We start from the raw sequence: 22,249 nt of genomic DNA, 5'->3' as shown, positions 1-22,249 counted from the left end.
ATGAAAAATAACTTAGTTCATCGCCTCAAGCGGCCCTTAGCGGCCGCTTTTGTTGGCGCTTTAACCACTTTAGCATTTGCCCCTTTTCAACTCTGGCCAATTGCACTTTTTTCTCCCGCTTTGCTGCTTCTGTTACTGCATAAGCAATCTGCTAAACAAGCACTATGGATTGGTTATGCTTGGGGTATTGGCCAATTTGCTACCGGAGTCAGTTGGGTACACGTTAGTATCGATAATTTCGGTGGTATGCCAAAAATTGCCAGCGTTTTTTTAATGGCTCTGTTGATTGGCTACCTAGCCATTTATAGCGCCTTATTTAGCTGGACACTCAATCGATTTTTTCCATCCAACCACAAAACTCGCTTTTTCTTAGCGGCACCAGCACTTTGGTTAATCGCAGACTGGTTGCGCGGTTGGGTAATGACAGGCTTCCCTTGGCTTTGGCTCGGTTATAGCCAAATAGATAGCCCTCTTGCTAATTTTGCCCCTATTGGCGGTGTTGAACTTCTAACACTCTTTGTCATCATCATTAATGCTGCTCTGGCTTACACCATACTAAACAAGCAGTGGATTAACTTACTCATTCCCGCAGTGATCCTTGCTACGGGCTTTGGCTTAAGAGCCGTCAGTTGGGTTCAACCAAACCCTGAAAGCACCACCTCCATTGCCTTAATCCAAGGCAATATTGACCAAGCGAAGAAATGGTTACCGAGCGAACGCTGGCCAACCATCATGAAATACACTGATCTCACCCGGGAAAACTGGGATGCCGATGTCATCATTTGGCCAGAAGCCGCCATACCTGCTTTTGAATATGAGTTGTCAGCATACTTAAAGAACCTCGATTCAGCCGCCAAAATGAATGGTAGTACTGTTATTACTGGAGTCGTCAACCAAGGCGAAGATCGCAAGTTCTACAATAGCATTCTAACGCTTGGTCAGACGCCTTATGGGGATTACCAGTATGATATGAATCAACGCTACCACAAACATCACCTTCTCCCTTTTGGTGAATTTGTACCGTTTGAATCAATTCTGCGTCCAATTGCTCCGTTCTTTAATTTGCCTATGTCTTCATTCAGTAGCGGTGACTTTGTGCAACCAAACATCGTTGCAAGCGGACGCCATATGGCTCCTGCACTTTGTTATGAAATTATTTTTAATGAGCAACTGAGAAGAAATCTCACAGAAGATACCGATTTTATTCTGACGTTATCTAACGACGCATGGTTTGGCCGTTCAATTGGACCATTACAACATATGGAAATTGCCAGAATGCGTGCGCTTGAGTTAGGAAAGCCAGTGATCCGTTCTACAAATAATGGCGTCACCGCAGTAACCGACTATCAAGGCCACGTAATTAAACAGGTTCCACAGTTTGAAACGGAAGTGCTTAGAGTGAACGTTGTCTCAACGGATGGTCAAACACCATATTACAGATATGGCACTTGGCCACTATATATCTGGGTAGTTCTGAGCCTACTGATAGGTTGGCGTTTAAGGAAGATAAGCTAAAAAACCAAAAGGGTTGGTGATTAAACCAACCCTTTTCTTAATGCAACAAAGGCATATTCGTCTCTGATAATCTATCGGCACATCTGATTTAAGGTTTAAGAGCAACGCGGCTAAAGCCTTTATGACCACACTTGGTGCATGGAATGATCACGGTTGGATGATTATATTGTGTCTTGTGGCCACACTCATCACACACCAACGTCCCTAAACCAATCACTTCTCCCGCTTCATACAAACCTTGATGTTCCAAATCTGAAAACAATTCAACCCACTCCACTTTGGTTCTGTCGGTGATCTCCAATAATCCTTGCCAGATAGAATCCGCAACCATCAAATAGAAAGGCCCACTTTTGGACTCTTCATAACTATCCGCAAACTCTTTCAAGTCTGATTTAACATAGGCGGAAATTAAAGACAGTTCGTCTTTCGTCATATCATTGGCCGCTTCCACAACCTTACCTGATGTTTCCAAAACATGGTTTACTTCATCCGGGCTGTGTTTTAGTGCTTCAACAACATCGTCAAAAACTTCCTCATAACCTGCTTTGCGTTTTGGCATACCCACCTCCATAACCTGATGTATTAGGATTTGATTATCTGGCTGAGCCTATTGTTGTGCTCCTCTCCTTTAGGTATTCTATGACGATCTATTAATGTCTGTTCTAACTGAACTCACAATTTCCAAGATAACCGGATATCATCGATGCAAGAGCAATACAACCCGCAAGATATTGAACAGAAAGTTCAACAGCACTGGGACAACAGCAAGACCTTTGCTGTAAGTGAAGACCCAAATAAAGAAAAATTCTACTGTCTATCCATGTTCCCATACCCAAGTGGTCGACTGCACATGGGTCACGTGCGCAACTACACCATCGGTGATGTAGTCTCTCGTTTCCAACGTCTACAAGGTAAAAATGTAATGCAACCAATTGGTTGGGATGCATTTGGCCTACCTGCAGAAAACGCAGCGGTGAAAAACAACACAGCACCTGCACCTTGGACATACGAAAACATCGAGTACATGAAAAACCAGCTGAAATTGCTAGGTTTTGGTTACGACTGGAACCGTGAGTTCGCAACTTGTACACCTGAATATTACCGTTGGGAACAAGAATTCTTCACTAAGCTTTACAACAAAGGCCTAGTGTACAAGAAGACCTCTTCAGTTAACTGGTGTCCAAATGACCAAACTGTTCTGGCAAACGAACAGGTTGAAGACGGCTGCTGCTGGCGCTGTGACACACCTGTAGAGCAAAAAGAAATTCCACAGTGGTTCATTAAGATCACTGAATACGCTCAAGAGCTACTAGACGATCTAGATAACCTAGACGGTTGGCCTGAAATGGTTAAGACCATGCAGCGCAACTGGATCGGTCGCTCTGAAGGTGTTGAGCTTAAGTTCGAAGTTAAAGGTCAACAAGACCTAGAAGTTTACACAACACGTCCAGACACGCTAATGGGTGTGACTTACGTAGGTATCGCAGCAGGTCACCCTCTAGCAGCAGTAGCAGCAAAGAACAACCCAGAGCTTGCAGCGTTCATCGACGAGTGTAAGAACAACAAAGTAGCGGAAGCTGAGCTTGCGACAATGGAGAAGAAAGGTATGGCGACTGGCCTTACTGCTATTCACCCATTGAATGGTCGTGAAGTACCAGTATTTGTCGCTAACTTCGTACTGATGGACTACGGAACAGGCGCTGTAATGGCAGTACCTGCACACGATCAACGTGACTTTGAGTTTGCAACTAAGTACGGCCTAGACATCATCCCTGTGATCAAGCCAGCTGACGGCAGCGAGCTAAACGTTGCTGAAGAAGCATACACCGAGAAAGGTGTACTGTTCGATTCAGGTGAGTTCGATGGTCTTGAATTCCAAGCAGCGTTCGATGCAATCGCGGCGAAACTAGAAGCTGAAGGCAAAGGTACTAAGACAGTTAACTTCCGTCTACGTGACTGGGGTGTATCTCGTCAGCGTTACTGGGGTGCGCCAATCCCTATGGTAACGACTGAAGACGGTGAAGTTCACCCAGTACCAGCTGACCAACTACCAGTAATCCTTCCAGAAGACGTGGTAATGGATGGCGTTACTAGCCCAATCAAAGCAGATAAAGAATGGGCGAAGACAACATTCAACGGCGAACCTGCTCTACGTGAAACAGATACATTCGATACGTTCATGGAGTCTTCTTGGTACTACGCTCGTTACTGTTCACCACAAGCTGACGACATTCTAGATCCAGAAAAAGCAAACTACTGGCTACCAGTAGACCAGTACATTGGTGGTATCGAGCACGCTTGTATGCACCTACTGTACTCTCGTTTCTTCCACAAATTACTACGTGACGCAGGTTACGTAACGTCTGACGAGCCGTTCAAGCAGCTTCTATGTCAAGGCATGGTTCTGGCGGATGCGTTCTACTTCGAGAACGACAAAGGCGGTAAAGAGTGGGTTGCTCCGACTGACGTTGCTGTAGAACGTGACGGTAAAGGCCGCATCACTTCTGCGAAAGACAACGAAGGCCGTGACGTAACACACTCAGGCATGATCAAGATGTCTAAGTCGAAGAACAACGGTATCGACCCGCAAGAAATGGTAGACAAATACGGTGCTGATACAGTACGTCTATTCATGATGTTTGCATCTCCTGCAGACATGACACTTGAGTGGCAAGAGTCTGGCGTTGAAGGTGCAAACCGCTTCCTGAAACGTGTGTGGAAGCTAGTGAACGAGCACGCATCAAAGGGCGCAGCAGAAGCTGTAGACACTTCAGCACTGTCTAGCGACCAAAAAGCTCTTCGCCGTGACGTTCACAAGACTATCGCCAAAGTGACTGACGATATCGCTCGCCGTCAAACGTTCAACACTGCAATTGCTGCAATCATGGAACTGATGAACAAGCTAGCGAAAGCGCCTCAAGACTCTGCGCAAGATCGTGCAATCCTTGATGAAGCACTAAAAGCGGTCGTTGCAATGCTTTACCCAATCACTCCGCATATCTCTTACGAACTGTGGACTGTGCTTGGTGAATCAGACATTGATAATGCAACATGGCCAACATTCGACGAGAAAGCGCTTGTTGAAGACGAGAAAACTATCGTAGTTCAAGTTAACGGTAAGCTACGTGCGAAGCTAACAGTACCAGCTGATATTTCTAAAGAAGATATCGAAGCACTCGGTCTAAACGATGAAAACGTCACCAAATTCACAGAAGATAAAACCATCCGTAAAGTGATTTACGTACCGGGCAAACTTCTGAATATCGTAGCGAACTAATCGTTACATACTTGGTCTTAAGCAGGGCCTATGCCCTGCTTTACTTATCTTATGATTTTATGCCTGCGATAGAGCCATAAGATAAGTATTTCGAAAACAGAGAGTCCTCAGACAATGCGTTTATTTTCTATTTCTTCCCTTAAACTTGCTAGCGTAGTACTTGCAGCAAGTATGCTAACGGCATGTGGTTTCCATTTACGCGGGGACTACTCTATTCCGGAAGAGCTCGATAATTTGTCTGTCACCAGTTATGACCAATACAGTGATTTTACACGTATGGTCAAAGCTCAACTGCGCATTAACGATATCAACATTGTGCCACCATCTTCGAATACGCCGAGCTTACACCTATTAGGTGAAGGCGTGGGTGAACGCACACTATCTCTTTATCAAAATACACGAGCAGCGGAGAAAGAGCTGACATTCCGAGCATCTTATCGAGTCACTATTCCAGAACTAGGAACAAAAACCTTCTCAACCAGCGTTACCCGTAGCTATCTAGATAACCCATTAACTGCATTAGCGAAATCGGTAGAACGTGACATGATCGAAGACGAGATGCGTAAGCTGGCTGCAACGCAGATCATTCGTCAAATGGCGCGCTTAAAAGCAGATATTACGGCAAACGAAATGCAGCAAGCAGAACTGGAACAGCAACAAATTCAAGGCGCAGAAGAACAATACCGCATCAAAACCGTTGAGGGAGAGCTTCCGCAAGTCTCGAATCCTCAAGCAGTAAGCTCAGAGACGGCAAACGGCCAGTAATAAGAGGTATCAATGCGAGTTTACGCTGACCGTCTGAATGAACAACTTGCCAAACAGTTACACGGTGTTTACCTGCTGTTTGGCAATGAACCATTGCTGATACAAGAGTCTCGTCAGGCTATTCAACAACAAGCTTTAAGCCAAGGTTTCGAAGAAAGACACCGATTTGGTATTGATGCTAGCTTTGATTGGAATGAGGTTTACGATTGCTGCCAAGCGTTAAGCTTATTCTCTTCTCGGCAGTTAATCGAACTGGAGTTGCCAGAGTCTGGTGTTAATGCTGCCATCGCTAAAGAACTTGTTAATCTGGCAGATGTGTTGCATGACGATATCCTCTTTGTGTTAATTGGTACTAAATTGACCAAAGCACAAGAAAACAGCAAATGGTTTAAAGCGCTGAGTGCTAAAGGGACTTGGGTAAGCTGTTTAACCCCGGAATTACACCGCCTGCCCCAATTTGTACAGGCACGTTGCCGAGCCCTAAACCTGCAACCAGATAACGAAGCCGTACAAATGTTAGCGCAATGGCATGAGGGTAACCTATTTGCCTTATCCCAAAGCTTAGAAAAGCTCGCCTTACTGTACCCCGATGGTCAATTAACACTAGTTCGTCTTGAAGAATCGTTAAGCCGCCATAACCACTACACACCTTTTCATTGGAGTGATGCATTATTGGCTGGCAAAGCAAAGCGTTCTCAACGAATACTGCGACAACTGGAAGCGGAAGGTACGGAAGATGTCATACTCATTCGTACCATACAAAAAGAGCTGCTCCTTCTTATCCAGATGAAGCAACAGAGTCAGCAAAGCTCTCTTGCTCAGATCTTTGAAAGTCACCGGATCTGGCAATCCAAACGGCCTTTATATTCTGCTGCATTAAATCGCTTAAACTTGAAGAAATTACAAACGCTTATTCGCTTGCTTACACAGATCGAGCTACAAGCGAAAACACAATATGAGCAAAGCAGTTGGCCACAATTACACCAACTCAGCCTTGAACTCTGTATGCCTGAAGTGCAATTACATTAATGCATGCTATACTGCGCCGCCCTAAATAAACCGAATAGAGGAACTCACCTTGCTACGTGAAGAATTAAATGACTTTTTGGCAGACAAAGTAGACGATATGAAAGCCCAAGATATTGTCACTCTCGATGTTCAGGGAAAATCCAGCATCACTGATTACATGATTGTCTGTACAGGAACATCTAAACGCCACGTTGCCTCCATTGCGGATCATGTAGCCAGAGAAGCGAAGGGCGCGGGTATGGCACCACTTGCGATCGATGGTGAAACGGAAGGTGAATGGGTTGTTGTTGATATGGGGACAACCATAGTACATGTGATGCAAGAAGAACATCGTGAAATGTACCAGCTCGAGAAACTGTGGAGCTAAGTGATGAAAATCCAGCTTATCGCGGTTGGCACGAAAATGCCGAAATGGGTCGAAGAAGGATTCCAAGAGTATCGCCGCCGTTTTCCTCACGACATGCCCCTTGAGCTGATTGAAATCACCGCGGGGAAACGCGGAAAAAACGCTGATATTGCAAGAATACTGCAAAAAGAAGGCGAAGCGATGTTGGCAGCGGTGCCAAAAGGCAACCGAATTGTTACTCTCGATATCCCAGGTCGCAAATGGGATACCCCTCAATTAGCGCAACAACTGGAGTCATGGAAATTAGATGGCCGAGATGTTTCGATTTTAATTGGCGGACCGGAAGGCTTGGCCCCCGCATGTAAAGCTGCTGCTGATCAAAGTTGGTCGCTTTCCCCATTAACATTGCCTCACCCACTGGTTCGTATTGTGATGGCAGAAAGCTTGTACCGTGCGTGGAGCATCACTGCTAACCACCCGTACCATCGAGAATAAACGTAGATGTTAAGAAAGCGTAGCCAAATAAGGGACTACCAAGAAGAAGCACGACTGTTTCGCAGTCGTGCTGTTGTCGCTTTCCTCGGTATTATTGCCATGATGGGCGTACTGATTGCTAACCTGTACAACATTCAAATCAATCAGTATCAAGATTATAAAACTCGCTCTAACGACAACCGAATTAAAGTCGTACCATTGGCCCCTAACCGCGGTCTGATCTATGACCGAAACGGCGTGTTGCTTGCGGAAAACCGCCCAGTATTTAGCTTGGAAATCATCCCAGAAAAAATCAAAAACATGGATGAAACCATTGCCGAGCTACAAAAAATCTTAGAAATCACTCCGGAGCAAGTTGAACGCTTTCAAAAAGAGCGTCGTCAAACTCGTCGATTCAAATCTGTCCCGATTTTAACTCAGCTTACACAAGAGCAAGTTGCTAAGTTTTCCGTTAATCAACACCGCTTTACCGGTGTGTCTGTTGGCGCAGCCTTAAAGCGCTACTACCCATATGGTGAAGTGCTGACTCACGTGATTGGTTACGTATCAAGAATTAATGATCGTGACATGCAGCGACTGATCCGTGAAGAAAAAGACGCGAACTACCAAGCGACTCGTGATATCGGCAAACTTGGTATTGAACGTTATTACGAAGATCTACTACACGGCACTGCAGGCTATCAAGAAGTCGAAGTCAACAGCCGTGGGCGCATTATCCGCACACTAAAATATGTCCCACCGATCCCGGGCAAAGATATTGTGCTTAATTTAGACATCGAGTTGCAGCTTTATGTCCATAAATTGCTTGATAACCGCAGAGGCAGCGCCGTTGTTCTCGATCCAAAAGACAATGGTGTATTGGCGATGGTATCGAGCCCAAGCTATGATCCAAACGCCTTCGTTCATGGAATTTCTGGCAAGGCATACAGCGCTCTTCTTAATAACAAAGACCGTCCCCTCGTCAACCGCGCCACATTAGGAATCTATCCACCAGCATCCACGATTAAACCTTTTATGGCTGTTGCTGCATTGCAAGAAGGCGTGATCACACCGTACACCACTCGAAATGATCCCGGTTACTGGAAGATACCAAATTCGAAAACCAAACCATTCCGAGACTGGCTCCGCTGGGGACACGGTAAAGTGAATATCACAAAATCCATTGAAGAGTCTGTTGATACCTTCTTCTATCAAGTCGCTTATGACATGGGGATTGACCGCATCTCTCGCTGGATGATGATGTTTGGTTTTGGTGACTACACCGGCATTGATATCTTTGAAGAAAGCAAAGCCAATATGCCAACTCGAGAGTGGAAAATGGCGCGCCACCGCGTTCCTTGGTATCAAGGTGATACGATTCCGGTTGGTATCGGTCAAGGTTATTGGACAGCTACGCCAATGCAAATTGCAAAAGCGACCTCAGTTTTAGTCAACCGAGGTGAAGTGGTTGCTCCTCACTTGTTGCGTGCAACGATCAAAAATGGCGAGTTATTTGAAAAGCAGCAACTGTCTGACGTTGAAACCTATCCACCTATTACTGGCGTACCTGAACGCTACTGGGATATTGCCATCGATGGGATGCGCTTAGTTAACCACGGTAAAAAAGGCACTGCACGGCGCTCGTTTAAAGATACGAAGTACGTCAGTGGCGGCAAATCGGGAACGGCACAGGTCTTTGGCCTCGGTGAAGATGAGGAATACAATGCCGACGAACTCGCAGAACACCTACGCGATCATGCGTTGTTTACTGGCTTTGCCCCACTAAAAGATCCGAAGTTAGTAGTAACCATCGTACTTGAAAACGCTGGTGGTGGTTCTAGTCATGGTGCCCCAGTGGTAAGAAAAGTGTTCGATCACTATTTATTAGATGAATCGACAGAACAACAAGAGGCGAGCAAATAATGGACTTCGATCCAGCAACTGGCCAGAATCGCGCTCTGTTTGAGCGCTTTCATATTGATTTACCGATGCTACTTGGCATTTTGGTGTTAATGGGGTTTGGCTTAATGGTCATGTATAGTGCCAGTGGTCAAAACTTCGCAATGATGGATAGACAAGCATTACGCATGGGAATGGCGCTTGGCGTCATGGTCATTCTGGCGCAAGTTCCCCCAAGAACGTATGAAACGCTTGCACCGCTCATGTTCTTCGCAGGGGTACTCTTATTACTGGGCGTGCTCTTTTTTGGTGAAGCCTCAAAAGGTGCTCAACGCTGGCTCAATCTTGGTTTTGTACGATTCCAACCCTCAGAGTTACTCAAACTTGCCGTGCCTTTAATGGTCGCTCGTTTTATTGGTAAGCGTTCACTTCCTCCCACATTTCAAACTTTAGTGATCTCGCTAGTATTGGTCTTTGTACCCACTATTTTGATCGCAAAACAACCTGACTTAGGTACCTCAATCCTGATTGCAGCGTCTGGTATCTTTGTTATTTTTCTTGCAGGTATCAGCTGGAAAATCATCTTCAGTGCCGCGTGTGCTCTCGGAGCATTTTTGCCAATCCTATGGTTCTTCCTCATGCGCGAATATCAGAAAGTTCGTGTTCGAACCCTGTTTAACCCTGAGTCCGATCCTCTCGGAGCTGGATACCATATCATTCAAAGTAAAATCGCTATTGGATCTGGGGGGATTTCAGGTAAAGGCTGGATGCAAGGCACTCAGTCACAGCTCGAATTTCTTCCAGAGCGCCATACTGACTTTATTTTTGCGGTCATCGCAGAAGAATGGGGACTCATTGGTATCTTGCTGCTACTTAGTCTGTACCTGTTTATTATTGGTCGCGGTCTCTATTTGGCGAGTAAAGCCCAAACTGCATTTGGCCGAATGATGGCTGGCAGTATCGTATTAAGCTTTTTCGTCTACGTATTTGTAAATATCGGCATGGTGAGTGGGATTTTACCTGTTGTTGGCGTACCGCTACCATTAATCAGTTATGGTGGCACTTCAATGGTCACCTTGATGGCTGGCTTTGGCATCTTGATGTCGATTCACACTCACCGAAAAGCGTTTTCAAAGGCAACTTAATTCATGAACGTAAAACACTTCATCCTAGCTTCTTTTATTACTGGTATTTTGGCTGGATGTTCCTCCACACCGGAGGAAAAAGAGACTGAAAAAAGCACCACTGTAACTCAGCCTTCTGAGCCTAAAAGCCGCTATAAACTGGCTCAAGACGTTGCCCCTGAAAAACCGATTTCCGTCGAACACATTGAAGAGGTATCACCACAGTTTGAACCTTATAGTCGTGGCGGAAACAAAAACTACACCTTGCGAGGCTCACATTACAAAATAGTCTCTGATGCAAAAGGCTACAAAGAGCGTGGTAAAGCGTCTTGGTATGGTAAAAAGTTTCATGGCCACCTGACGTCAAACGGCGAAGTTTACGACATGTACTCGATGACTGCTGCGCATAAAACGCTGCCGTTACCAAGCTTTGTAAAGGTGACAAATTTAGATAACGGCAAAAGCACAGTGGTTCGTGTTAACGACCGTGGCCCATTCCACCCTGGTCGTATTATAGACTTGAGCTATGCTGCCGCAACCAAGCTTGATGTACTAAAGACGGGAACTGCCAACGTTGAAATTGAGGTGATTACCGTCAATAAGCCCACCGCGGCACACAAAAAGAAAGCCATTCCTAAATATGTTATTCAGGTAGTTTCTTCACAATATGAAGACCGTGTGCGAACTTTAGCGCAAAATCTTGGTCAGAAGCTATCTGTGCAAAGCTACGTCAACAGCAATAAAAAAGCTCATCGAGTGTTCTTAGGGCCATTTGATGACTATATGCTGACGCAAAAGACGTTAGAACAGGTTAAAGTTCTGGGTTACTCCAGCGCATTTATTAAAACGCAGTAGTCCTCAATCCAGTGTGGGAGTACTCCCCTACTGGTTTGAGCGATTGTTTCTGTTAAGATATGGGCAGTTAACGAAAAACTTGTATTCAACATGAAAAAAACAACGCTTCTTAAAAATATTTTCGCGTCCTCTATCGCTATTTCTGCGACGTTCGCTTCATCCGCATTCGCTTCCCCGACCGTTGTGCCAGATCCTCCACAGATCGCAGCGAAAGGCTATGTGCTAATCGACTACCATTCAGGGAAAATTCTTGCTGAAAAGGAAGCTAATACTAAGCTTTCTCCTGCAAGTTTAACCAAAATGATGACCAGTTACGTCATTGGCCAAGAGCTTGCTCGCGGCAACATTACTTCTGAAGATGATGTTACTATCAGCCGTAACGCTTGGGCGAAGAACTTCCCTGACTCTTCAAAAATGTTTGTGGAAGTGGGAACAACAGTTAAAGTCAAAGATCTTAACCGCGGCATCATCATCCAATCAGGTAACGATGCTTGTGTAGCGATGGCTGAACACATCGCTGGTTCTGAAGATGCGTTTGTTGATCTCATGAATGCGTGGGCTGATACCATTGGTATGACAAACACGCATTTTGCCAACGTACATGGTTTAGATAACCCAAATCTATACTCAACACCATATGATATGGCGAAGCTGGGTGCAGCACTCATCCGCGATGTTCCTGAAGAGTACCGTATCTATTCCGAGAAGAAGTTTACCTACAACGGCATTACTCAATACAACCGTAACGGCTTGCTTTGGGATAAGAGCATGAACGTTGATGGTATCAAAACCGGTCACACTAGCAACGCTGGTTACAGCTTAGTTAGCTCAGCAACTGAAGGCCAAATGCGTCTTGTTGCTGTCGTGATGGGAACGAAGAGTGCAAACGCTCGTAAATCGGAAAGTAAAAAGCTTCTGAGCTACGGTTTCCGCTTCTTCGAAACCGTTGCACCACACAAAGCAGGTCAAACCTTTGTGGATGAAAAAATCTGGATGGGTGACAAAGACACTGTTGCGCTAGGTTTAGATCAGGACACTTACGTTACCTTGCCTCGTGGTCAAGCGAAGAAATTGAAAGCCAGCTTCGTACTTGAGAAAGAACTAGAAGCTCCGCTGAAGAAAGGCGATGTAGTTGGTAAGCTATACTATCAATTAGACGGTGAAGACGTAGCAGAATACCCACTACTTGCACTGGAAGATGTTGAAGAAGGCAGCCTATTTAGCCGCCTATGGGATTACATCAAGCTTCTATTCAAAAGCTTCTTTTAATTCTGAACCCTCTCTTTCAAAAAGCCGCGTATTATGCGGCTTTTTTTACTTCTAGCGCAAAGAGCCTGCTCTTGAGATCCAACTCGATAGGCAGTACTATTCCGCGCTGCTAAACAGATTTTCCAACTTGGAGTTTTCAATATGCTGACTATTAACTCAGATGCAAAGCTTAAAGACCTGCTTGAGTTCCCTTGTTCGTTTACCTACAAGGTAATGGGTTATGCAAAACCTGAGCTACCAGAGAAAGTGCTTGAAGTAATTCAACGCCATGCACCTGGTGATTACAGCCCTACAGTGAAACCAAGTGCAAAAGGGAATTACCACTCGGTATCAATTAACATTACCGCAACGTCAATCGAGCAAGTAGAAACCCTTTACAAAGAACTGGGTGAGATCGATATCGTTCGTATGGTTCTATAAAAAATTTAATTATTAAAATTTTTTTGAAAGCAGCGAAAGCTGCTTTCTTTTTATTTATCAAACAGATAAAAAACACTTGTGAACTGAAGGGTTAAAAATGTGTTACCCGTATATAGTTCATTATCACGAAGCAGTTTATAATCTGAAAACTTTATTAAGCGACGTAGAGATAAAGAATGCCAAACCAGCTTGTTGTCAAAAGGTTAGGAAGACAAGATTACCTACCTGTTTGGCAAGCGATGCACGACTTTACTGACCATCGTACAGAAGAAACCAGCGATGAAGTCTGGCTTGTAGAACACAACCCAGTTTTCACTCAAGGCCAGGCCGGTAAAGCTGAGCACCTATTAAATACCGGAGATATCCCGGTGGTTCAGAGTGATCGTGGTGGCCAAGTCACATACCATGGCCCTGGCCAGTTAGTTGCCTACTTTTTGATTAATCTCCGTCGGAAAAAACTTGGAGTAAGGGATCTGGTTACTCATATTGAAAACCTAGTGATCAATACTCTGAAAACGTACAACATCGACTCAGCAGCACGCCCTGATGCACCCGGTGTCTATGTCGATGGTAAAAAAATCTGTTCTCTTGGGTTAAGGATCCGTAAAGGCTGTTCTTTCCACGGACTGGCCTTGAATGTAAATATGGATCTCTCCCCTTTTCTGCGTATAAACCCTTGCGGCTACGCAGGAATGGAAATGGTTCAAGTCAGCCAACTTGGCGGCCCTGATAGCGTAGATATCGTAGAACAACAATTAATCAAAGAACTCGTTGCACTACTTAGTTACGAGCATATTGAATACAGCACTGAAGCACCTGTTGTAGGTAAAGAAGCATGAGCAAACCAATCCAAATGGAAAAAGGCGTTAAATATCGTGACGCTGATAAAATGGCACTAATTCCCGTAAAGAATATGCCAACAGAGCAAAAAGAAGTCCTGCGCAAGCCTGACTGGATGAAAATTAAGTTGCCAGCAGATAGCCAGCGTATTCAAGACATCAAATCCGCCATGCGCAAGAACCAACTGCATTCGGTTTGTGAGGAAGCATCTTGCCCTAACCTTGCTGAGTGTTTTAACCACGGTACGGCTACTTTCATGATCCTTGGCGCGATCTGTACTCGCCGTTGCCCGTTCTGTGACGTTGCTCATGGTCGTCCGCTTCCTGTTGAAGCTGAAGAACCGAAAAAGCTAGCGAAAACCATCGCAGACATGAAACTTAAGTATGTAGTCATCACTTCCGTTGACCGTGATGACTTACGTGATGGCGGTGCAGAGCACTTCGCTAACTGTAACCGCGAAATCCGCGAACTCAATCCTCACATCAAGATTGAAACTTTGGTTCCTGACTTCCGTGGTCGTATGGATGTGGCACTTGATCTGATGAAAGACAATCCGCCAGATGTTTTCAACCACAACCTAGAAACAGCACCTCGTCTGTACCGGAAAGCTCGCCCTGGTGCGAACTACAAGTGGTCACTACAATTGCTGCAAAAATTCAAAGAACAGCATCCAAATGTACCGACTAAGTCAGGTCTGATGATGGGTCTTGGTGAAACAAAAGAAGAAATCGTCGAAGTACTGAAAGATCTTCGTGCACATGGCGTAACCATGCTGACCCTAGGCCAATACCTCGCACCAAGCCGTCACCATTTACCAGTAGAACGCTACGTTCCACCTTCTGAATTCGATGAGCTGAAAGACATTGCATTAGAACTTGGTTTCACCCACGCAGCATGTGGACCATTTGTCCGTTCTTCTTACCATGCTGATATGCAAGCACAAGGTATCGAAGTGAAGTAATCTGCTTAATATCGTAACTAAAAGGGCTGATCTTTGATTAGCCCTTTTGTTTTAAGTGAAACACTTGCTTGGATGAGCCGGATTTTATAGGCTAACGGTTATATGCAGGTATCCGTTCAGGATGAATGCTGACAATTAAGGAATAATAATATGAAAAAACTCGCTTTTCTGGCTATTGCCACTGCAGCGTTAATGGCAGGGTGTTCTTCAAATACACAGCAAGACAACTATCGCGAAGCCTCTTTTGAACTGTGTAATACGGAAGTGAATATCTACTCTGTTAGCGATGATGGTCGTGTGCGCATCGTATGTGCCGACGGCTCTAAATTTGCTCTGACTACAGAAAAGACGCTAGAGATCATGCGTGATATCAACATTGATTACTGCGATGGTGAGGGCCTAGGCAAGTTCAACGAAAGCCGCAAATACTACCAATTCCAGTGTAAGTCAGGCACGCTCCTCAGCATTTCAAAGTAAGCTGAATACCACAATAAAAAGGTTGATGTGAAAACATCAACCTTTTTGTTTTACTAGGCTAGATTCGAATAAAAATAAAGCTCCATCAAATGATGGAGCTTTTAACAATTTTCAAAGTAGATGAGTGAATTTCAAGAAGAATACACGAAGTTTGCGTGAGCAAATGAGTATATTCGACGCCGAAGTTCGCTTCACTCTACCAAGATAAATTATGCGTAAACTGGTAGACGTTTACAGATCTCAAGCACTTTTGCTTTCGTTGCTTCGATAACTTCCTCGTTGCCGATGTTATCTAGCACATCACACATCCAGTTTGCTAACGCTTTCGCATCTTCTTCAGTGAAACCGCGGCGCGTGATTGCTGGTGTGCCAACACGGATACCAGAAGTAACAAACGGGCTACGTGGATCATTTGGTACAGAGTTTTTGTTTACTGTGATGTTTGCTGCACCTAGTGCTGCGTCAGCATCTTTACCTGTAATATCTTTGTCGATTAGGTCAACAAGGAACAAGTGGTTCTCAGTACCGTTAGAAACGATTTTATAACCACGCTCTTGGAATTGACCAACCATTGCTTTCGCATTTTTCACTACGCGTGCTTGGTACGCTTTGAATTCAGGCTCCATTGCTTCTTTGAACGCCACAGCTTTACCTGCGATAACGTGCATTAGCGGGCCACCTTGGCCGCCAGGGAATACCGCTGAGTTCAATTTTTTGTACATCTCTTCGCCAGCATTAGACAGGATCAGGCCACCACGTGGTCCCGCTAGCGTTTTGTGCGTTGTGGTTGTCACAATGTGAGCATGTGGAACTGGTGTTGGGTATTCACCTGCCGCAATCAAACCCGCTACGTGTGCCATATCGACAAACAGGTAAGCGCCCGCTTTGTCTGCGATTTCGCGCATGCGAGCCCAATCGACGATTTGAGAGTAAGCAGAGAAACCACCGATGATCATTTTAGGCTTGTGCTCAAGCGCTAATGCTTCCATCTCGTCGTAGTTGATTTGGCCAGCTTCATCGATGCCGTAAGGAATAACGTTGTAGTGCTTACCTGAGAAGTTCACTGGAGAACCATGTGTCAAGTGACCACCGTGCGCTAGGCTCATACCTAACACGGTATCGCCAGGATTTAGCAACGCCATGTAAACTGCGCTATTTGCTTGAGAACCTGAGTGTGGCTGTACGTTAGCGTATTCACAGCCAAACAGTTTACATGCGCGGTCAATTGCAAGAGCTTCTGCTTTATCAACGTACTCACAACCACCGTAGTAACGCTTGCCTGGGTAACCTTCAGCGTATTTGTTGGTTAGCTGAGAACCTTGCGCTTCCATTACACGTGGGCTTGTGTAGTTTTCAGAAGCGATAAGTTCGATGTGTTCTTCCTGGCGAAGAGTTTCTTCTTGGATTGCTGCGAACAGTTCCGCATCGTAATCTGCGATGTTCATATCACGCTTAAGCATCTGTATCTCCTGACTCAGATTTGTACTGAAAGTTGCAAAAAAAACTGGCTTATGACCCATTAATCTACGCAAAACCATCCACGCAAACGTTTGCATCAAGCTAATGACGCGCATTCTACATAATTTGATCTAGGTCATAAAGAGAAAATTGCACATTTCTCTATGCAGTTTCTTCATATTAAACAACAAGGGCTTTCATGATGACACTTTTGTTTGTGGAAAGCAGGCACCACAAGTGTCAACTTCATCCTTTACACCCTGTAAATCGATAATTACATAGGTTTACCTTAATTTGACCTCTCAAGCTACCGAAAATGTCATCTTTTCCCTACTATGCAGGCAATTATTGATTAGTTTATTTTTATTTGATGGAAAAGCACTCAAGAAAAGAAGATTGGATCGCAATACTGACAGGGACATTTTTGGTCGCACAAGGTGTTTTTTTCCTGCAATCCGCAGAGCTGTTGACTGGAGGCACCGCAGGATTGGCACTTTTGGTCAGTCAATCCGGCGTTTTATCGTTTGGTTTACTCTATTTTCTCATTAACAGCCCATTCTATTTACTCGCGTGGAAACGCTTTGGTGCACGTTTTGCCTTCAATAGCGCGATTTCTGGTGCATTAGTTTCCATTTTTGCCGATCACCTTTATTTAGTGATCAAACTGGAAACTGTCAACGAGATCTACTGCGCACTCGCCGGTGGCCTACTTATGGGGCTGGGAATGTTGATCTTATTTCGCCACCGCTCAAGCCTTGGTGGATTCAATGTACTCTGTCTATTCATACAAGACAAAACGGGGATTTCTGTCGGAAAATCTCAGCTTGTTATTGATTGCTGTATCTTAGCCGCTTCGTTCTTCTTTGTTTCCCCTATGATTATTGGATTATCGGTATTGGGTGCCATCTTGCTCAACCTCGTATTAGCCATGAACCACAAGCCAACCCGCTACACGGTCAACTACGGCTAATACCGAATAACTCGATGTAAAAAGCCCGCTTGAAAGCGGGCTTTATTATTTGTGGTTTAGTGTGAAATTCGCGCTTTCACATCATGACTTAGCTCTTCATTCAACTCAGCTTCAACATGGCCTGGTGAACGAGTACCTGATGAAATCAAACGGTACATCGCTGGTATCACAAACAAAGTCACCAAAGTAGCAAAGCCCATCCCAAAGAAAATCACAGTACCTACCGCGACGCGACTCTCGTAGCCTGCCCCAGTTGAGAGGATTAGCGGAATCGAACCTGCAAGCGTTGTAAACGCCGTCATCAGAATTGGACGCAAGCGACGTGCAGAAGCATTTACAATAGCAGTTTCAAACTCAAATCCTCGGTCACGCAGCTGGTTGGCAAACTCGACAATAAGGATGCCATTTTTAGTTACCATACCAATCAGCATGATCATACCGATTTGGCTATAGATGTTGAGGCCTTGGCTCATCACAAATAACCCTAAGAAGCCACCAAAGACTCCCATCGGAACAGTGAACATCACCACTAATGGGTTCACAAAACTCTCAAATTGCGCCGCGAGCACTAAGTATGCCACCAGCAAAGCTAAAGCAAACACAACCGCAACACTTGATTGATTTTCTTTAAAATCTTTCGATTCACCAGAGTAACTCACCGAAATATCCCCCGGCAGCAACTCGATCGCTTGTTCATCTAAGTAGTCTAAAGCCTCACCAAGGGTGTAACCATCCGACAAGTTTGCGGTTACGGTAATCGACTTCTGTTTATTGTAGTGCGAGAGACGAATCGATGAGGCGACTTCCTCAATTTTGGTCACCGCATCCAGCGTGACCAATTCTCCCGAAGTGGTGCGCATGTAGATCTGGCTCAAATCCGCCGCATTATTGAAATGGTTTTCATCCCCACGCAGATAGACATCGTATTCTTCACCACGTTCCACATACGTGGTTTCACTCTTACCGCCGAGCATGATCTCTAGCGTATCCGAAATATCAGCAACACTAATACCAAGCTCTGCAGCGCGCTGTTTGTCGACAGAAACAACCAATTCAGGTGTTTTCTCAGAATAGTTGATGTCTGCACCTTCCATATAAGGAGAAGCTTCAGCCAGAGTTTCGAGTTTCTCCGCCCAAGTTTTCAGTTCATCGTAATCTGAGCCACCGAGAACAAACTGAACTGGCTCGCTTGAACCACCACGGAATCCGGGCATAAATGGGAAGACACGAACATCAGGTATGCCAGCTAGCGCCTTACGCACCTCACCTAAAGCTTGCTGTGCTGTTACATCGCGTTCATTCCAGTCATCTAGGATCATGATGACAAATCCGGTCTGGTCTCCCGCATTACCACCAAAAGCAGGTGACTGAATACTGAATGACTTAAGGAAACCTTGCCCTAATAGCGGCATTAAGCGATCTTCAACAATATCCATGTTTGCTGACATTCGATTGTAACTGGTGGCGTCGGCCCCACGAACAAAGGCAAAAATCACACCGCGGTCTTCTGAAGGGGTTAACTGAGCCGGAACCTGTTGCATCAGCCCATAACTACCACCAATACAAGCCAAAATGATCAACGGAGCTAACCACTTGGCACGTAGCGCCAACTTCAAAACCTGACGATAACCCGTTTCAAGCTTAGAAAAGAGTTTATCGACAAACTGATTAAAGCGGTTTGGCTTTACATTCGCTTTTAGAATTTTACTGCCCAGTACAGGGGTCAATGTCAGCGCGATCAGCGATGAGAAAATCACTGACATCGCCAACAAAACAGAAAACTCCGTAAATAGCAGCCCAACCATGCCATCCATAAACGAGATAGGTAGAAACACCATCACCAAAACAAGTGTGGTTGCGATAACCGCAAAACCAACCTCACGAGCGCCTTTATAAGCGGCTAATAATGGCTTTTCGCCTTGTTCGATGTGGTGGAAAATGTTCTCGACCACAACAATAGCATCATCAACCACTAAGCCAATCGATAGAATCAGCGCCATCAAGGTGATCAGGTTGATAGAAAAACCAAAGTAGTAAGCGGCAATGAATGAAGAAATCAAAGAAACAGGCACCGTTACTGCCGGGATCAACGTTGCTCGTGCTTGGCCAATGAAAATATACAGAACCAGAATCACCAAACCACCAGTAATAAATAAGGTGCTGTAGACTTCTGCAATCGACCGCTCAATAAACACAGTTGAGTCATAATCGATGGCGAGACGCGTTCCCTCAGGTAAGAACTTCTGAATTTTATCCACTTCAGCATGAACCAGAGACGCAACCTCAAGTGGATTTGCATCTGATTGCGGTACAACGCCCAAGCTTACGTTCACGACACCATCACTCTTAAAGGTCGAGTTTTCGTTTTTTGCACCGATGTAGACATCAGCGACATCCTTTAAATAGATTGGCGAACCATCACTGGCACGTTTCACCACTAAATAATCAAAATCTTCTGGTTGATTGTAGCTACGAGCAGTACGAACAGACATCACGATTTGGTCGTTACGCACTTCACCGCCTGGGCTTTCAATATTTTCGTTGCGTAGTGCTGAAGTAATATCAGATGCCGTCACGCCCCGCCCTGCCATTAACTCTGGCTTCAACTTAACGTACATAACTTTGTATAGGCCACCAGAAATATCAACCGAGCTCACCCCAGTTAATAAACTGAACCTGTCCATCAATACACGCTCAGCGTAGTCGGTTAGCTGCGTTCGGTCCATCTCAGACGAACTAAGGTTGATATAGAGCGAGGCCTCACCTGAACCATTATTTTTATAGACGATGGGATCGTCCGCTTCATCAGGCAAGGAGCGCTGAGCACGTGCAACTGCATCACGTACATCACTAACTCCGGTGTTTAAATCATACCCAAGTTCGAAAGTGATCATAATTCGCGACATGCTATTACGCGTCGTGGAGGTGATCTCATCAATGCCACTGATGCCAGAAAGCTGTTCTTCCAGAACCGAGGTGATCTGACTTTCAATAATGGTCGCCGACGCCCCTTGATAACGCGTACTGATCGAAACGACGGGATTTTCAATATCTGGCATTTCACGTACAGCCAGTTTGGTGAACGAGACAAAACCAAACACGCACAGCAGCAAGCTCAATACGACTGCGGCAACAGGTCGTTTGACGGATACGTCAGATAACCACATCAGTTCACCCCTTCTTGTTCAGAAGCTTTGGACTGCACAGGGCGACCGTCTTTGCCTAACTCAGTGACTTTCGCGCCATCACGCATATTAACGATTCCCTGCACGACAATTTTGTCACCAATTTCCAAACCTTGGTTGATCACCACTTGGTTATCGATACGGGCCCCAAGGAGTACTTCGCTGCGCTTGGCAACCCCTTCGGCATTAACGACATAGACATAACGCTTAGTCCCGGAGTACTCGAGAGCTTGAACCGGAATAATTGGCGCTTCAATAGGAGGAAAAGCTAAGGTTGATGAGACTAACATTCCCGGTTTTAACAGCCCCTCATCATTAGGGAAATGGATTCGTACACGCAGGTTAAGCGTCTCACGATTGATGCGTGAATCGACACCCACAACTTTTCCCATAAAAATCTGCTCACCCCAAGCGCTGCTGGTAGCGACAACGGCCATGCCTTTTGAAAGCATCGACAAATAACGCTCAGGTACTTGTAGGTCAAGCTGCATCACCGAAAGATCATCCAGTGTGAGCAAATCCGAACCAACGCTGACTAAAGTGCCGCGACTGAAATCAATGAAACCGACTGTGCCCGAAAACGGTGCTCTGATATGGAGATCGTTCAAATTTGCGTTTGCCGCATCCAATCGCGCTTGTGCAATCGCAACACTCGCTTTTTGCGCATCGATTTCCGTTTGCGTAATTGCGTTGCGTTTCACTAAGCGCTGAAACTCTTTCAGCTTACGCTGCTCATCACTGAGATAGGCTTTCGCTTCAGCCACTGCTGCCTTTGCTTTATCATCATCTAATTGAATTAAAAGCTGCCCTTTTTGCACGTCTTGGTTTGCTTTGACTGCAATTTTTTCCACTTTACCTGCAACTTCCGGAGCAATCATGACGGATTGCTCTGCTTCCAGCTTCCCAACCAAAGTTAAAGATTGAGAAACCTGATGAGTTTGTACTTGTTCAGTGACGACAGTAATAGCGGTATTTCCACCCGGTCTTGCCGCATAAGCACTTGGTGCCACGGAAAAAAGAGAGAAAAGCAGTACACCTAATGTAAAAGTCTGTTTCATAATGATTATCTGGCATGAAATACTATTCGTATTGTATTCGCTAATTGGTCTAAATAACGTCAAGGAATGTAAAGACCGAGCAATAAACTGTAAGTGTAATTAGCAATTCGACAATATAAAATGGTTACTTCCTGACATCTTTGTCCAAAAAGGCAGCATTTGATTCAAAATGCCAAGAAAACGCTTTACAGCGGAGACGAGTTTGCTATGATGCGCTCCGCACTTGATTGATGTGTTGGGAAAACATTCGTTAAGTATAAAAACACCCTGGAGGGGTTCCCGAGTGGCCAAAGGGAGCAGACTGTAAATCTGCCGGCACTGCCTTCG

At 45.1% G+C, this 22,249-nt stretch carries 19 protein-coding genes; 15 read left to right on the top strand and 4 right to left on the bottom strand.

What is annotated here, in order from left to right; genetic code table 11:
- A complete protein-coding gene (gene lnt, locus ACQEXS_RS18435) occupies positions 1-1,515 on the top strand; it encodes an apolipoprotein N-acyltransferase (protein ID WP_367989142.1) in 1,515 nt (504 codons plus the stop codon).
- Between the two features lie 88 nt (positions 1,516-1,603).
- Here lnt and ACQEXS_RS18430 read toward each other — a convergent pair whose 3' ends face one another.
- The gene (locus ACQEXS_RS18430) at positions 1,604-2,074 is read right to left on the bottom strand and encodes a zinc ribbon-containing protein (RefSeq protein ID WP_427011714.1); all 471 of its coding nucleotides are present in this window, start codon (positions 2,072-2,074) and stop codon (positions 1,604-1,606) included.
- Positions 2,075-2,218: 144 nt separating this feature from the next.
- On the opposite strand from ACQEXS_RS18430, the gene leuS reads away from it, so the two are divergent.
- The 13 genes from leuS (at position 2,219) to ACQEXS_RS18365 (ending at position 15,251) form a co-directional block, all read left to right on the top strand.
- On the top strand, positions 2,219-4,792 hold the full coding sequence (gene leuS, locus ACQEXS_RS18425) for a leucine--tRNA ligase (RefSeq protein WP_427014789.1): 2,574 nt from the start codon (positions 2,219-2,221) through the stop codon (positions 4,790-4,792).
- Positions 4,793-4,906: 114 nt separating this feature from the next.
- Entirely contained in the window at positions 4,907-5,557 is a 651-nt protein-coding gene (gene lptE, locus ACQEXS_RS18420) for an LPS assembly lipoprotein LptE (RefSeq protein ID WP_367988400.1), read from the top strand.
- Positions 5,558-5,569: 12 nt separating this feature from the next.
- Positions 5,570-6,586, top strand: coding sequence for a DNA polymerase III subunit delta (gene holA / locus ACQEXS_RS18415; RefSeq protein WP_427014788.1), 1,017 nt, complete (start codon positions 5,570-5,572; stop codon positions 6,584-6,586).
- A 49-nt stretch (positions 6,587-6,635) separates the two neighbouring features.
- Entirely contained in the window at positions 6,636-6,953 is a 318-nt protein-coding gene (gene rsfS / locus ACQEXS_RS18410; RefSeq protein ID WP_367988398.1) for a ribosome silencing factor, read from the top strand.
- Between the two features lie 3 nt (positions 6,954-6,956).
- The gene (rlmH, locus tag ACQEXS_RS18405) at positions 6,957-7,427 is read left to right on the top strand and encodes a 23S rRNA (pseudouridine(1915)-N(3))-methyltransferase RlmH (protein WP_427014787.1); all 471 of its coding nucleotides are present in this window, start codon (positions 6,957-6,959) and stop codon (positions 7,425-7,427) included.
- Between the two features lie 6 nt (positions 7,428-7,433).
- Positions 7,434-9,329, top strand: a complete 1,896-nt coding sequence (gene mrdA / locus ACQEXS_RS18400) for a penicillin-binding protein 2 (protein ID WP_367988396.1) — start codon at positions 7,434-7,436, stop codon at positions 9,327-9,329.
- Positions 9,329-10,450: a rod shape-determining protein RodA gene (rodA, locus tag ACQEXS_RS18395; RefSeq protein WP_367988395.1), complete on the top strand. Its 1,122-nt coding sequence runs from the start codon at positions 9,329-9,331 to the stop codon at positions 10,448-10,450. Before mrdA ends, rodA begins: the two co-directional genes overlap by 1 nt.
- A gap of 3 nt (positions 10,451-10,453) precedes the next feature.
- Positions 10,454-11,284 (top strand): septal ring lytic transglycosylase RlpA family protein, encoded by an 831-nt coding sequence (locus tag ACQEXS_RS18390; protein WP_427014786.1) that lies wholly within the window; start codon positions 10,454-10,456, stop codon positions 11,282-11,284.
- Positions 11,285-11,374: 90 nt separating this feature from the next.
- On the top strand, positions 11,375-12,553 hold the full coding sequence (locus ACQEXS_RS18385; protein ID WP_367988393.1) for a serine hydrolase: 1,179 nt from the start codon (positions 11,375-11,377) through the stop codon (positions 12,551-12,553).
- Between the two features lie 141 nt (positions 12,554-12,694).
- Positions 12,695-12,973, top strand: a complete 279-nt coding sequence (gene ybeD / locus ACQEXS_RS18380) for a DUF493 family protein YbeD (protein ID WP_367988392.1) — start codon at positions 12,695-12,697, stop codon at positions 12,971-12,973.
- Between the two features lie 176 nt (positions 12,974-13,149).
- Positions 13,150-13,812: a lipoyl(octanoyl) transferase LipB gene (gene lipB / locus ACQEXS_RS18375; RefSeq protein ID WP_427011708.1), complete on the top strand. Its 663-nt coding sequence runs from the start codon at positions 13,150-13,152 to the stop codon at positions 13,810-13,812.
- On the top strand, positions 13,809-14,774 hold the full coding sequence (gene lipA, locus ACQEXS_RS18370; protein ID WP_367988390.1) for a lipoyl synthase: 966 nt from the start codon (positions 13,809-13,811) through the stop codon (positions 14,772-14,774). Before lipB ends, lipA begins: the two co-directional genes overlap by 4 nt.
- A gap of 150 nt (positions 14,775-14,924) precedes the next feature.
- Positions 14,925-15,251, top strand: a complete 327-nt coding sequence (locus ACQEXS_RS18365; protein WP_367988389.1) for a hypothetical protein — start codon at positions 14,925-14,927, stop codon at positions 15,249-15,251.
- 209 nt (positions 15,252-15,460) lie between these two features.
- Here ACQEXS_RS18365 and glyA read toward each other — a convergent pair whose 3' ends face one another.
- Positions 15,461-16,711: a serine hydroxymethyltransferase gene (glyA, locus tag ACQEXS_RS18360; protein ID WP_367988388.1), complete on the bottom strand. Its 1,251-nt coding sequence runs from the start codon at positions 16,709-16,711 to the stop codon at positions 15,461-15,463.
- A gap of 368 nt (positions 16,712-17,079) precedes the next feature.
- Between glyA and ACQEXS_RS18355 the strand changes: the two genes are divergently transcribed.
- Positions 17,080-17,679, top strand: a complete 600-nt coding sequence (locus ACQEXS_RS18355) for a YitT family protein (protein WP_367988387.1) — start codon at positions 17,080-17,082, stop codon at positions 17,677-17,679.
- A gap of 56 nt (positions 17,680-17,735) precedes the next feature.
- Here ACQEXS_RS18355 and vexH read toward each other — a convergent pair whose 3' ends face one another.
- Positions 17,736-20,846 (bottom strand): vibriobactin export RND transporter permease subunit VexH, encoded by a 3,111-nt coding sequence (vexH, locus tag ACQEXS_RS18350; protein WP_427014785.1) that lies wholly within the window; start codon positions 20,844-20,846, stop codon positions 17,736-17,738.
- The gene (locus ACQEXS_RS18345; protein ID WP_427014784.1) at positions 20,846-21,922 is read right to left on the bottom strand and encodes an efflux RND transporter periplasmic adaptor subunit; all 1,077 of its coding nucleotides are present in this window, start codon (positions 21,920-21,922) and stop codon (positions 20,846-20,848) included. The genes vexH and ACQEXS_RS18345 overlap by 1 nt, the downstream gene beginning before the upstream one ends.
- Between the last annotated feature and the right edge of the window lie 327 nt (positions 21,923-22,249).

The sequence above is a fragment of the Vibrio sp. TRT 17S01 genome, from assembly GCF_050113695.1.
Taxonomy (GTDB): domain Bacteria; phylum Pseudomonadota; class Gammaproteobacteria; order Enterobacterales; family Vibrionaceae; genus Vibrio.
This window is presented reverse-complemented; position numbering and strand designations above follow the sequence as displayed.

Coding starts and splice junctions, on each gene's coding strand:
- holA (WP_427014788.1), top strand. CDS start 5,570: ATGCGAGTTTACGCTGACCGTCTGAATGAACAACTTGCCAAACAGTTA.
- lipB (WP_427011708.1), top strand. CDS start 13,150: ATGCCAAACCAGCTTGTTGTCAAAAGGTTAGGAAGACAAGATTACCTA.
- ACQEXS_RS18430 (WP_427011714.1), bottom strand. CDS start 2,074: ATGCCAAAACGCAAAGCAGGTTATGAGGAAGTTTTTGACGATGTTGTT.
- rodA (WP_367988395.1), top strand. CDS start 9,329: ATGGACTTCGATCCAGCAACTGGCCAGAATCGCGCTCTGTTTGAGCGC.
- vexH (WP_427014785.1), bottom strand. CDS start 20,846: ATGTGGTTATCTGACGTATCCGTCAAACGACCTGTTGCCGCAGTCGTA.
- ACQEXS_RS18390 (WP_427014786.1), top strand. CDS start 10,454: ATGAACGTAAAACACTTCATCCTAGCTTCTTTTATTACTGGTATTTTG.
- rlmH (WP_427014787.1), top strand. CDS start 6,957: ATGAAAATCCAGCTTATCGCGGTTGGCACGAAAATGCCGAAATGGGTC.
- mrdA (WP_367988396.1), top strand. CDS start 7,434: ATGTTAAGAAAGCGTAGCCAAATAAGGGACTACCAAGAAGAAGCACGA.
- lnt (WP_367989142.1), top strand. CDS start 1: ATGAAAAATAACTTAGTTCATCGCCTCAAGCGGCCCTTAGCGGCCGCT.
- ACQEXS_RS18385 (WP_367988393.1), top strand. CDS start 11,375: ATGAAAAAAACAACGCTTCTTAAAAATATTTTCGCGTCCTCTATCGCT.
- leuS (WP_427014789.1), top strand. CDS start 2,219: ATGCAAGAGCAATACAACCCGCAAGATATTGAACAGAAAGTTCAACAG.
- ACQEXS_RS18345 (WP_427014784.1), bottom strand. CDS start 21,922: ATGAAACAGACTTTTACATTAGGTGTACTGCTTTTCTCTCTTTTTTCC.
- ybeD (WP_367988392.1), top strand. CDS start 12,695: ATGCTGACTATTAACTCAGATGCAAAGCTTAAAGACCTGCTTGAGTTC.
- glyA (WP_367988388.1), bottom strand. CDS start 16,711: ATGCTTAAGCGTGATATGAACATCGCAGATTACGATGCGGAACTGTTC.
- lipA (WP_367988390.1), top strand. CDS start 13,809: ATGAGCAAACCAATCCAAATGGAAAAAGGCGTTAAATATCGTGACGCT.
- lptE (WP_367988400.1), top strand. CDS start 4,907: ATGCGTTTATTTTCTATTTCTTCCCTTAAACTTGCTAGCGTAGTACTT.
- ACQEXS_RS18355 (WP_367988387.1), top strand. CDS start 17,080: ATGGAAAAGCACTCAAGAAAAGAAGATTGGATCGCAATACTGACAGGG.
- ACQEXS_RS18365 (WP_367988389.1), top strand. CDS start 14,925: ATGAAAAAACTCGCTTTTCTGGCTATTGCCACTGCAGCGTTAATGGCA.